The sequence below is a fragment of the Rhodococcoides navarretei genome (assembly GCF_038069675.1).
Taxonomy (GTDB): domain Bacteria; phylum Actinomycetota; class Actinomycetes; order Mycobacteriales; family Mycobacteriaceae; genus Rhodococcoides; species Rhodococcoides navarretei.
Genome location: NZ_JBBPCN010000001.1, coordinates 3,751,137 through 3,763,722 on the forward strand (window position 1 = coordinate 3,751,137; position 12,586 = coordinate 3,763,722).

Genomic DNA, 12,586 nt, shown 5'->3' on the forward strand with positions numbered 1-12,586 from the left:
AGAGGAGGAGCGGCCGCGGGGTCGGGGATCACGTCCACCTGGACTGGTCCCGGACCTGCCGCGCCGTGCCATCATTCACTCTCCACTTCGTGCCATACGTGCCTGTTCGCTATCCCTCGTAATTGAACCGGGGGAAAGACAACTCGCCGGCGTAACGCGCCGCATCGCCCAGAGCTTCTTCGATACGCAGCAACTGGTTGTACTTGGCGACGCGCTCGCTTCGAGCCGGTGCACCGGTCTTGATCTGGCCGCTGCCGACGGCAACTGCCAGGTCAGCGATGGTGGTGTCCTCGGTCTCGCCGGACCGGTGGCTCATCATCGTCTTGTAGCCGTTGCGGTGCGCCAGATCGACGGCGTCGAGGGTCTCGGTGAGCGTGCCGATCTGGTTGACCTTCACCAGCAGCGCGTTGGCGGCACCCTTGACGATGCCGTCTTCGAGACGCTCGGGGTTGGTGACGAAGAGATCGTCACCGACGAGCTGCACCTTGTCGCCGATCGACTCGGTGAGTGCAACCCAGCCGTCCCAGTCGTTCTCGTCGAGTGGATCCTCGATGGAGACCAGCGGGTAGGCGTCGACGAGCTCGCCGTAGAACGCCGACATCTGCTCGGCGGTCTTGGTCTCACGCTCGAAGGCGTAGCCGGTGCCTGCCGTGTAGAACTCGGTGGCCGCCACGTCGAGGGCGAGGGCGACGTCCTGGCCGGGCTTCAGGCCGGTCTTGCCGATGGCCTCGAGGATGAGATCGAGGGCTGCCTTGGTGCCGGCGAGATCGGGAGCGAAGCCGCCCTCGTCACCGAGGCCGGTGGACAGGCCCTTGGCCTTGAGCACGGACTTGAGTGCGTGGTAGACCTCGGCACCCCAGCGCAGCGACTCCTTGAACGTGGGCGCACCGATCGGCGCGATCATGAATTCCTGCACGTCGACGCCACTGTCTGCGTGTGCGCCACCGTTGATGATGTTCATCATCGGGACGGGCAGAATGTGGGCGTTCGGGCCGCCGAGGTAGCGGAACAGCTCGAGGCCGGTGGACTCTGCGGCGGCCTTCGCGACGGCGAGCGAGACACCCAGCAGGGAGTTCGCGCCGAGGCGGGACTTGTCGGGGGTGCCGTCGAGGTCGAGCAGAGCCTGGTCGACGGTGCGCTGCTCGATGGCGTCGAGGCCGATGACCGCGGGCGCGATCTCGTCGAGCACCGCGTTGACGGCCTTCTCGACGCCCTTGCCGCCGTAGCGGTCTCCGCCGTCACGAAGCTCGACGGCCTCGTGCTCACCGGTGGATGCGCCGGAGGGAACGGCTGCACGGGTCAACGTCCCGTCGTCCAATGCGACCTCGACCTCAACCGTGGGGTTGCCACGGGAATCGAGGATCTCGCGAGCTCCGACCTGCTCAATGATGGCCACGAATGCTTCTCCTAGTAACGGGGACCGGCGGACTGTGCCGGGTGCAAGACTAGCCGCTCCCCCGTACTGCCCGCGATGCACGGAGTTTCTACGGCCTGGTGCCCACCGAGTACGCGGCCGCTCGATCGCGCACGTCACGCAGATACTGGCCCGAGAGGTTGTACGCCATCAAGGCGCTCTCCCAGCCCTGCGCTGTCCGCAGATCACCACCGCGTGCACACAGATATCGCGCCGCGGTCAGCGCCGCGTCGTCGATGTTGTCCGGATCTGCGATGCCGTCCCCGTTGGCGTCGACGCCCCATTTCTTCCACGTCTCCGGGATGAACTGCATGGGGCCCATGGCCCGATCGAACACGGTGTCACCGTCCATGACGCCACCGTCGGTATCCGGAATCTCCGCCACGCCCGGCCCGCCATCGAGCGGAATACCGCGGATCGGCGGCGCGACGAGTCCGTCGGGCTGCACGGACGAACCCTGGTAGGTCCCGTGTCTGCTCTCGATGTATCCGATGCCCGCCAGCGTCGTCCAGGCGATTCCGCAGTCGGCATCGGTCTCGGTCATGATCGCGGCAGCGTGCCCGTACGACGCGAGGGCCGTCACCGAGATGCCCAGCGCCTCGGTCTGAGGTTCGGCCCACGCGAGCAGCAGATCCGCTGTCCGGCCCGGGGCATTGAAGTCGATGGCAGGCACCTCGGTGCCGGGCCCGGGCGGAATACCCTCGGGAATCTCACGCTTCGGCTCGCCGCTGCCACACGCGGTGAGCGCAAGGAGGACCGACGCGGTGGCGAGCACGCAGATTCGTGAGATCACCTCACCATCCTGCACACGCAAGGTAATAGAAAGCTAAAGGCGGAGAAAACCGCAGGTCAACGTGCATTCGGACGGTGCTCCAGGGTGTATGTTTCTGTCAACCTTCACGCATGAGGGTCGCCTACCCTTCGCGAGGCAAGGCGTACCAATGTTCGACGCACAACAGGAGCACCATCCGTGTCTGTACTGGCCGCCGCAGGATCTGCGCCGTCGATCGCCACCCAGATGTTCGGCAGTTGCCTGATCGGGCTGCGCGAGGGCCTCGAGACCGGCATCGTGGTAATGATCCTCGTCGCGTTCCTCGTCAAGGCCGACCGACGCGACGCTCTCAAATGGGTCTGGCTGGGAGTCGGCTTGGCCGTCGCGATGGTGGCCGCCATCTTCTTCGTGATCCACTACGGCACGTCCACCGTCACCGGATTGACCGCCGAGATCATCGCCGGAGCAGCATCGCTCGTGGCCGTGGTCATCGTGACCGCGATGGTCCTCTGGATGCGCACTGCCGCGAAGAACATCTCCGGCGAACTGCGGGCGAACATGGAGAAGGCCCTGACCGTCGGCCCAGCCGCGGTGCTGACGCTGGCATTCTTCGCCGTCGGCCGCGAGGGCGTCGAAACCGCGTTGCTCATGGTCGGCTACGCCGAGAACACCAACGGCAGCCTGTGGCCACTGCTCGGACTCCTACTCGGCATCGTCGTCGCTGCCGCGCTGACGGTGTTTCTGTACTTCGGCGCGGTGCGCATCAACTTCGCCGTGTTCTTCAAATACACGGGCATCTTCCTCATCGTGGTCGCCGCCGGAATCCTGGCCTACGGCATCCGCGCCCTGCAGATCGGCGGAGTTCTGCCCGGTGGCGGTGCCGTCGCCTTCGACATCACCGCACACTTCGACGCCTCGAGCTGGTACGGCACCGTGCTCGCCGGCATCTTCAACTTCCGGCCCGAACCCACTGTGTTCCAAGCGATCGCGTGGGTGCTCTACATCGTGGTCGTCCTCTACCTCTTCCTCCGCCCGGTTCGCGTTCCCGCGACCCCCGAGCCAGCTCTGCAATCCTCCTGAAAGGCACCACAACCATGCGTCGTACCACCTACGCTCTGGCCGCCGTCGCGGTTCTGCCGATGGCTCTGGCCGGATGCACAGAGAAGTCCTCCACCGAGGCCGCGTCGGGCGATATTGCCGTCACCGCAACCGACTCCTCCTGCGACGTCGGCGCTTCCGAGGGCACCACCGGAAACTCGACGTTCCAGATCACCAACAACGGCAGCAAGGTCACCGAGTTCTACGTCTACGGCGAGGGTGACCGCGTCATGGGCGAAGTGGAGAACATCGGACCCGGCTTGACGCGTCAGCTCATCGTCGCCCTGCCCGACCCCGGCACATACCAAACCGCCTGCAAGGCAGGCATGGTGGGCGACGGCATCCGCGCCGATTACGTCGTCACCGGCGACTCGGTGCGTTCGACAGACGAGGACGGCTTGCTCACCGAGGCGGCTGCGGGCTACAAGCGCTACGTCGTCAGCCAGATCGATGCACTGCAGGAGACCACGACGTCGTTCGTCACCGCCGTCAAGAGCGGGGACGTGGCCGCAGCCAAGGCCCAGTTCCCCATCGCGCGTAGCTATTACGAGCGCATCGAGCCAGTCGCCGAGAGCTTCCCCGACGACCTCGACCCGCGCATCGACCTGCGTGAGCCCGACGTGGAGCCCGGAGCCGAATGGACCGGCTTCCACCGCATCGAGAAGGACCTGTGGACGCAGGGAATGCAGCCCGACACGAACGCGATGGCCGATCAGCTCGAGGCCGACATCACCGAACTCGCAGACAAGATCAAGGCCGAGGATTTCACGATCGATCCCATCCAGGTCGCTGGTGGCGCACAGGGATTGCTCGACGAGGTCGCCAAGACCAAAATCAGCGGTGAAGAGGACTTCTTCTCGCACACCGACCTGTGGGACTTCCAGGCCAACGTCGACGGCTCACAGGCGGCCATTGCTGCCGTCCGCCCCATCCTCGACGAGCGCAACGCCGAGCTCGGCACCGCCATCGACGCCCGCTTCGCCGAGCTCGATGCCGAACTCGCCAAGTACCGCAGCGGGGACGGCTTCGTGTTCTACGACACCGTGACCGAGCCGCAGCGCCAGGAACTCTCGAACAAGATCGATGCCTTGTCCGCCGAAGTGAGTCAGGTGCAGGGTGTCGTCGCCGGACAGTAAGACCGGGCAGTTCTCCCGACGGCGCCTCTTCGGCGCCGTCGGGACCGGTGCTGCGCTCGTGGGAGTCGGGGCCCTCGCAGGACATGCAACGGCCTCCGGTGCCGAGGCACCCGTTTCGGACGTCGTCGAATTCCGTGGAGACCACCAGGCCGGCATCGTCACCCCCGCGCAGGATCGTATGCACTTCGTCGCGTTCGACATCACCACCGACTCGCGCGAGGACTTCGTTGCGCTGCTGAAGAAGTGGACCCTGATGGCCGAACGGCTCACCAAGGGTGAGGAGACGTTCGACGGCGGCGCAGTCGACGGCGGCGAGTACAACGTGCCCGCCGATACCGGCGAAGCACTCGGCCTGACGGCGTCGTCGCTGACGTTGACGATCGGATTCGGTCCGTCGATGTTCGACCGATTCGATCTGGCATCGAAAAAGCCTGCGTCACTTGCCGATCTGCAGCATTTTCCGGCCGACAACCTCGATCCCAGCCGCTCCGGCGGTGACCTGTGCATCCAGGCCTGTGCCGACGACCCCCAGGTTGCCGTGCACGCGATCCGCAACCTCGCTCGCGTAGGTTTCGGCACGGTGTCGGTGAAATGGTCGCAACTCGGCTTCGGTCGAACCTCCTCCACCTCGACCACCCAGGCAACTCCGCGAAACCTGTTCGGATTCAAGGACGGAACGGCCAACCTCAAGGCCGAGGATCCGTCGTTGCTGGACGAGAACGTGTGGGTCTCTGCCGACGACGATCAAGAGTGGATGGCAGGTGGCTCCTACCTCGTGGCGCGTCGAATCCGAATGTTGATCGAATCGTGGGACCGCACCACGTTGAAGGAACAAGAGCGAGTGATCGGCCGCAGCAAGGGAACTGGTGCGCCGCTCGGGCAGAAAGACGAATTCGACGCACTCGACTTCGAGTCCCAGGGCCCCGAGGGCACGTTCATCGACAAGACCGCGCACGTGCGCCTGGCGTCGAAGGAGAACCTCGGCGGCGTCCAGCTCCTGCGTCGGGGATACAACTTCACCGACGGCTCCGACGGCTTCGGCCACCTCGACGCCGGACTGTTCTTCATCGCCTACTGCCGCGACCCACTGACCCAATTCGTCCCGATGCAATTGGCCCTCTCCCGCAAAGACGCATTGAACGAATACATCCAACACGTGGGATCCGCGGTATTCGCCTGCCCACCCGGCGTCGGAGAATCCGGATACTGGGGTTCGACGCTGTTCGAGTAGCCCGGCCGCCCCCACCCCGTCCCCGTCCAACCCCACCCCGTCCGCGTCAATGGACCCTTGCATGCGTCTGACCGCTGCAAGGGTCCATTGACGCAGCAGCCTGGTTCGCGTGAATGGCGCACTGCATACGTCTGGGCAGTGCAGTGGTCCATTGACGCGTTCGGGGGGGGTGGGCGTCCGGGGGGGTGGGCGGTCCGGACGGGAGTGTCAGCCCCGCAGACCCCAATGCTCTATCCAGTCCAGTGCAGACATCTCCCCCGACTCGATGCCGGCGTTGCGGGCCGACGCTTCGGCATTGCGGATCAGGGTTGCGAAATCCAATACCCGACGCCGCAGTGCGTCCTCGGCACTGTCTCCTCCGTGCGAGTGATCGACCCCGATGTGTACGACGCGTAGGCCGTCGGGAATCAGCTCGTCGGGCAGGCCTGCCTTGGTGGCCCGTCCGATCACTTTCTGCGCCAGTGCGAGTGACGGCTGAGACAGGGCGATTCCGTCGACGCAGGACCCGCGTGCCTTCTCCGATGCCTTCTTCTCTTCCCATGCCCGCTCTTGTTCGGCGATGTCGATGGGACCGGCATCCGTTCGACCGAGGTGCGGGCTGCGGTGGGTGAGCTTGGCGACGAGTCCGGCGGCGACGTCGTCGACATCGAACGCGTTCTCGGCGGCATCCTGAGCGATCCTGGAATGAAAGAGGACCTGCAGCAACAGGTCTCCGAGTTCCTCGCGCAGGTCCACCAGGTTGCCCGCGGCGATGGCGTCGAGCAGCTCGTAGGTTTCTTCCAGGAGGTAACCGCGCAACGACTCGTGGGTCTGCTGCGCTTCCCAACCGCCGAGGGTGCGCAGGCGATCCATGAGTTGCACGGCTGCGATGACGTCGTCACCAGGTAGCTTCTCAGCAGCAACGACGCGTTCGCCGCGCGCGATCCGATCCTGGACGTCGGGGTTGGCCGGGTCGGTGCTCACCAGCACTGCGTCGACGGCGTCGGGCGCAGCGGTTCCCGAGAACAGCCACCGCACCCGCACCGGTACCTCTTCGGTGAATTGCACCGCGCCGCCGAGGAATTCGACAGCATCCACCGGCACTTGTGTGGGTCGAACAGGGTCGAGCAGAACTACCGTCACCGCTACACCCCCACTGTTTGCTCCAACAACACCGACCGAGATGGCTTCCCGTCCAAGGATAGGATGAGATCGGCGATGAACTGCACCAATTCGACGTCGCGTACGCGCGCCGCCCCCACGCCGCCCCCTTCGACGCGCGGCAGCGGCAACTGGACCACTCCGGTCGTGGCCCGGTATGCAGCGCTCGGGTAGAGCCGCTTGAGTCGGATCTGCTTGGAGTCGGGCAAGTCCATCGGCGCCAGCTTCACCTGCGTTCCGGCAACGTTGACGTCGGTGAGACCGTATTCCTTGGCGATCAGGCGCAGCTTGGCGATAGAGACCAGTCGGCCGACCTCCTCGGGCAACGGGCCGTACCGGTCGACGAGCTCTTCGATGACGGCGTCGATGCCCTCGGAATCGGCTGCCGCAGCGAGCTTTCGATAGCCCTCGAGTCGCAACCGATCGCTGGTGACGTAGTCGGGTGGGATGTTGGCGTCGACGGGGAGGTCGATACGAACTTCCTTGGGTGCCTCGTCGGTGGTGATGGGCTTTCCGTCGGCGGCCGCGCGGTACGCCTCGACCGCCTCACCGACGAGCCGCACGTACAGGTCGAATCCGACGCCTGCGACGTGGCCGGACTGCTCCGCGCCCAGAACGTTTCCGGCACCACGGATTTCGAGGTCCTTCATCGCCACGGCCATACCGGCACCGAGGTCGGAGTTCTGCGAGATGGTCGCCAGCCGGTCGTAGGCGGTCTCGGTGAGCGGCTTCTCGGGCGGATACAGGAAGTACGCGTAGCCACGCTCGCGGCTACGCCCCACGCGACCGCGGAGCTGATGCAACTGCGACAGGCCGAGCGAATCGGACCGCTCCACGATCAGTGTGTTGGCGTTGGAGATGTCGAGACCGGTCTCGATGATGGTGGTACACACCAACACATCGGTCTCGCGTTGCCAGAACCCCTGCACGGTGCGCTCGAGGGTCTCCTCGTTCATCTGACCGTGTGCCGTCGCCACCCGGGCCTCGGGGACCAGATCGCGGATCTTCTTCGCGGCCTTGTCGATCGAGCTGACTCGGTTGTGCACGAAGAACACCTGGCCGTCGCGCAGCAGCTCACGCCTGATGGCCGCGGCGACCTGCTTGTCGTTGTACGCGCCCACGTAGGTGAGCACCGGGTGCCGCTCCTCGGGTGGGGTGAGAATGGTCGACATCTCACGGATTCCGGCGAGGCTCATCTCGAGCGTTCGGGGAATCGGAGTCGCCGACATCGTCAGGACGTCGACGTGGGTTCGGAGCGACTTGATGTGCTCCTTGTGCTCGACGCCGAAGCGCTGCTCCTCGTCGACGATGACCAAACCGAGGTCCTTCCACGCGACACCGGTCTGCAGCAACCGGTGCGTACCGACGACGATGTCCACCGTCCCGTCGGCCAACCCGGCCATGACCTCCTTGGACTCGGAGCCGTGCGTGAAGCGAGAGAGCCCCCTGACGGTCACCGGGAACGACGCCATCCGTGCGGTGAAGGTCTGCAGATGCTGTTGCGCCAGAAGCGTTGTCGGCACGAGCACGGCGACCTGCTTGCCGTCCTGCACTGCCTTGAACGCGGCGCGCACCGCGATCTCGGTCTTGCCGTAGCCGACGTCGCCGAGAATGACACGGTCCATCGGAACCGCCTTCTCCATGTCCGCCTTCACGTCGGTGATGGCCGTCATCTGGTCGACCGTCTCGGTGAAGCCGAACGCATCCTCCATCTCGAGCTGCCACGGGGTGTCGGGTCCGAAAGCGTGTCCGGGAGCCGCCTGGCGAGCGGCGTACAGCTGCACGAGCTCTCCGGCGATCTCACGAACTGCCTTGCGCGCCTTGCGTTTGGTGTTGGCCCAATCGGATCCGCCGAGTTTGCTCAGAGACGGCAGCTCACCGCCGACGTAACGCGAGAGCTGGTCGAGCGAGTCCATGGGGACGAAGAGTCGATCTCCGGGATGACCGCGCTTGCTGGGTGCATATTCGACGACGAGATATTCGCGTCGCGCACCGCCGATGGTGCGCTCGACCATCTCGACGAATCGGCCGATGCCGTGCTGATCGTGCACGACGCTGTCGCCGGCCACGAGGGCGAGCGGATCGACCTGATTACGACGCTTCGCCGGGAGCTTGCGTCCCTCGCCCGCCGCGGCCACGCGGTTGCCGGTCAGATCGCTCTCGGTGACGACCACGAGCTTCGCGTCGGGAAACACCAGGCCGTCGTGCAACGATCCGCACAGGACGTTCACGATGTCAGCGGCCGGGACCGCACCGGAATCGAGATGTGCTGCAGGCACTTCCGCCTCGGCGAGGCGTTCGATGATGCGGGTGGCGGTACCTGCACCGGCGACGGAGATGACCGCACGACCACCGGTGGCGATGTGCGCCCGCAAGGTCGCGAACAGGGCCGTCAGCGCCTCCTCGGACCCTCGAACCTCCGGAACCGAATCGACGGCGAGTTCGACTTCCTCGCCGTTGCCGGAGGCTAGCGGGCTGATGGTCCACCACGGACGGCCGTGGATCTGCGCAGACTCGCGAACCTGCCGCAGGGAACGGTAGGCAGAGGCACCGAGGTCGAGTGACGCCCCTTCGAGGCTGGACGTGTCGAGGGTGGAGGTATCGAGCGGCGCAGCTCCACCGATCGATGCAGCCGTCCAGGATGCTTCGAGGAACTCCTGGCCTGTGCGCACCAGATCTGTTGCGCGCGTACGAATTCGCTCAGGGTCGCACAGCAACACGTGCGTTCCTGCGGGGAGGGTATCGGCGAGCAATTGCAGCTCACCCGGCTGCAGCAGCGGCAGCAACGCCTCCATGCCCTCGACCGGGACGCCGGCGGACAGCTTGTCGAGCATCTCGACCAACGCGGTGTCGCCGGCATTGTCGGCTGCGAGTACTGCAGCGCGATCGCGGACTTCCTGGGTGAGCAGCAGTTCGCGGCACGGCGGCGCGATGACCAGATCTACCTCGTGATCGGGCAACGAACGCTGATCGGAGACTGCGAACGCACGGAGCTCGGTGATCTCGTCGCCCCAGAATTCCACGCGCACCGGATGATCTGCCGTCGGCGAGAAGAGGTCGAGGATGCCGCCGCGGACGGCGAACTCGCCGCGCTTGCCGACCATGTCCACGCGCACGTATCCGAACTCGACGAGTCGGTGGATCAACCCGTCGAAATCGATGTCCAGACCGACCTTCAGGGTCACGGGTTCGATCTCGCCGAGGCCAGGGGCCATCGGCTGCACCAGCGAGCGGACGGTGGTGACGATGACGCGCAGGGGGTCGCCGTAGTCGGCGTCGCCGGGGCGCGCGAGCCGTCGGAGCACGTCGAGACGTTTACCGACGGTGTCGGCGCTCGGTGAGAGTCGCTCGTGCGGAAGCGTCTCCCACGACGGGAACATGACCACTCCGCCGCCGAGAATCTGACGGAGTTCGTCGGTCAGATCGTCCGCTTCACGCCCGGTGGCGGTGACGATCAACAGCTGGGTGTGCTGCGCGATCGCAGCGGCGACGAACGGGCGAACCGAGTGCGGTCCGATGAGCGTGTGCTCAGCGGTTCCGATTGCGTCGGCAACGGCCACCATCGACGAATCCGTCAGCGCCACGCTCGCCAGACCCGAGAGTTGCAGCGCCGCGTCGGGAACGATCGTGGCCGGCCCGGATGGAGAAATGGCAGGCAGAGAATCGGAAGACAACAGCAATGCTCCTACAAGCGATTCGAGGCGATGGCTGCTCACGCACAGTCACCACCGAGTCTATGGGAGTACACCGACAGCACGGCAGGCGGGAGACGAGGACGGGCTACGTCAGAGCGGCATCGAGCATTGCTGCGAGAGACTCGGCGGCAGCAGCCGAGTCGTGACCCGGATCATGCAGGCACTCGGTGACGATCGCGTCGCCTGCGATCAACGGTGCGTACCCGGATCGACTTCGAGACGATATTGCGGACTTCGTTTCGAGAAACTTGTGATTTACGGCCCGAAGCGAATGACTCGACGTGCTGCGAATTCGCGGAAGTAGTCGAGCTTGTTGGCAGGCACCAAAGCCGGAAGAAGGTAGTACCAGAGGCGCTCCATGCGCGACGGCAGTTCCTCGGTGGTGGAGGTGGCAACGGCGACCATGTGCACACCCGTCAGAATCTCGAGCACGAGGGATCCGATGGTCTTGGGTTCCGAGTTGGGGTCGATGTCACCCTGCGCGATGGCCTTGGCGGCGAGCTTGTCGAACGATTCGCTCCACCCGGCCATGACGTTGCCCTCGGTCCCCCGGTAGTCGCCGATCTGATGGCTCAGCCGAAGCATGGCCGAGACCATGGGATCGCTGACCGAGAGGTCGACGACGATGTAGGAGATACCGATGGCCGCTTCCAGCGCCGGGATGCGGCCGTCGTTGAACTGCTGGCATGCAGTGATCAGGCGGGAATTACCCTCGTCGATGACCGCCCGCGCAAGTTCTTCCTTGGATCCGAAGTGGAAGTACAGAGCGCCCTTGGTGACCTGTGACTGAGAGATGATTTCGCTGAGGCTCGCGTTCGCGTACCCGAGGCGCAAGAATACGTTCGCTGCGCCAGCCAGCACGGTGTCGCGAGTGATTTCAGCGCGAGCCTGCCTGACCATAGGATCCGCCTTCGCAATTTCAGAACTGCCACTGCGCAAATTACGCCCGAACGGTACCACTGAGTGGCTTTACGTCTTGTGCCAACATGCATCGGTCCGATCGAGAACCCTGCGGGGAGTGACAGAGCTCTCACGGCCGACAAAGGGGACGATACCCCCTCTTTCCCAGGCAAGAGTCGAAACCGAGTCTCATTCCTCGGTCAATCGAGGGTCGGCCTCCAGATTCGTCAGTCCGTTCCAGCACAGGTTGACCACGTGCGCCGCAACCACCTCTTTCGACGGTGTGCGCACATCGAGCCACCATTGCGCCGTCATCGACACCATTCCCACCAACGCCTGGGCGTACATGGGCGCGAACTCGGGATCCAGTCCGCGGCGTGAGAAGTCCCCGGCCAGCATGTGCCCGACGCGACCGATGGCCTCGTTGAGCAACGACGAGTACTTACCGTCCTCGGCAGCGGCGGGGGAATCACGGACGAGAATGCGAAAACCGTCGGTCCGGTCCTCGATGTAGGTCAGCAGTGCAAGTGCGACACGTTCGACGCGAATCCGCGACCGATTGAGGTCGAGTGACTTGGTGATCATGCCGAGAAGCGTCGACATCTCTCGGTCGACGATGACGGCATAGAGGCCTTCCTTGCCGCCGAAGTGTTCGTAGACGACCGGCTTGGACACGTTCGCACGTCCGGCGATCTCCTCCACCGAGGCAGCCTCGTACCCGCGTTCGGCGAACAGCGTCCGGCCCACCTCTATCAACTGTTCGCGCCGTTGCGTCCCTGTCATCCGGACCCGAGGTGAGCGTTCCTGCTCGGAGGCTGCGCCTGTCATGGAAAACCGCTTCCGTTGCCGACCGTGTGCACTGTCGGACGCCGCATTCGACGCCTTCCTTCACCCTAACCATGCCCGAACCATCCGGTTTCGAGCGTCGGGAGTGCGGGTACCAGAACGGGTCGGGTGGTCTCTATTACGTCGCGGTTCGACTCACCACCACCTCGCGTGCGAGGATCGTTGCGCTCAGTGGGAGCGCAGCGGCAAACGAATGAGTCGTTCGATTCGTCGGCCACTGATGAAACCGCTGGCCGTTTATCCGCCGTGGTGTAATGGCAGCACCTCTGATTTTGGTTCAGATAGTTCAGGTTCGAGTCCTGGCGGCGGAGCGAGCAACATCATTCGTGCATACCGTCTTCGCGTTACCGCCTG

General features: G+C 64.8%; 9 protein-coding genes and 1 tRNA gene. 4 read left to right on the forward strand and 6 right to left on the reverse strand.

The window, feature by feature from the left end:
• Positions 1-109 precede the first annotated feature (109 nt).
• Positions 110-1,396 carry a phosphopyruvate hydratase gene (gene eno / locus AABD04_RS17525; RefSeq protein WP_243596249.1) on the reverse strand — a complete coding sequence of 429 codons (1,287 nt, stop codon included), beginning with the start codon at positions 1,394-1,396 and terminating at the stop codon, positions 110-112.
• A gap of 88 nt (positions 1,397-1,484) precedes the next feature.
• A complete protein-coding gene (locus tag AABD04_RS17530; protein ID WP_335741502.1) occupies positions 1,485-2,207 on the reverse strand; it encodes a lytic transglycosylase domain-containing protein in 723 nt (240 codons plus the stop codon).
• Positions 2,208-2,384: 177 nt separating this feature from the next.
• On the opposite strand from AABD04_RS17530, the gene efeU reads away from it, so the two are divergent.
• The 3 genes from efeU to efeB are packed head-to-tail and all read left to right on the forward strand — an operon-like array spanning position 2,385 to position 5,651.
• Positions 2,385-3,266 (forward strand): iron uptake transporter permease EfeU, encoded by an 882-nt coding sequence (efeU, locus tag AABD04_RS17535; RefSeq protein ID WP_341441950.1) that lies wholly within the window; start codon positions 2,385-2,387, stop codon positions 3,264-3,266.
• Between the two features lie 14 nt (positions 3,267-3,280).
• The gene (gene efeO / locus AABD04_RS17540) at positions 3,281-4,420 is read left to right on the forward strand and encodes an iron uptake system protein EfeO (RefSeq protein ID WP_243596246.1); all 1,140 of its coding nucleotides are present in this window, start codon (positions 3,281-3,283) and stop codon (positions 4,418-4,420) included.
• Complete coding sequence (efeB, locus tag AABD04_RS17545) at positions 4,401-5,651, forward strand: iron uptake transporter deferrochelatase/peroxidase subunit (RefSeq protein ID WP_243596245.1); 1,251 nt, start codon at positions 4,401-4,403, stop codon at positions 5,649-5,651. Before efeO ends, efeB begins: the two co-directional genes overlap by 20 nt.
• A gap of 207 nt (positions 5,652-5,858) precedes the next feature.
• Here the strand turns inward: efeB and AABD04_RS17550 are convergent, their stop codons facing one another.
• The 4 genes from AABD04_RS17550 to AABD04_RS17565 all read right to left on the reverse strand — a co-directional run bounded on the left by AABD04_RS17550 (position 5,859) and on the right by AABD04_RS17565 (position 12,214).
• Positions 5,859-6,773 carry a nucleoside triphosphate pyrophosphohydrolase gene (locus tag AABD04_RS17550; RefSeq protein WP_243596244.1) on the reverse strand — a complete coding sequence of 305 codons (915 nt, stop codon included), beginning with the start codon at positions 6,771-6,773 and terminating at the stop codon, positions 5,859-5,861.
• 2 nt (positions 6,774-6,775) lie between these two features.
• Entirely contained in the window at positions 6,776-10,354 is a 3,579-nt protein-coding gene (gene mfd / locus AABD04_RS17555; protein WP_243608467.1) for a transcription-repair coupling factor, read from the reverse strand.
• A gap of 387 nt (positions 10,355-10,741) precedes the next feature.
• A complete protein-coding gene (locus tag AABD04_RS17560) occupies positions 10,742-11,386 on the reverse strand; it encodes a ScbR family autoregulator-binding transcription factor (protein ID WP_341441951.1) in 645 nt (214 codons plus the stop codon).
• 189 nt (positions 11,387-11,575) lie between these two features.
• Entirely contained in the window at positions 11,576-12,214 is a 639-nt protein-coding gene (locus AABD04_RS17565) for a TetR/AcrR family transcriptional regulator (RefSeq protein ID WP_094613864.1), read from the reverse strand.
• Positions 12,215-12,472: 258 nt separating this feature from the next.
• Between AABD04_RS17565 and AABD04_RS17570 the strand changes: the two genes are divergently transcribed.
• A tRNA-Gln gene (locus tag AABD04_RS17570) sits at positions 12,473-12,543 on the forward strand.
• Positions 12,544-12,586 lie beyond the last annotated feature (43 nt).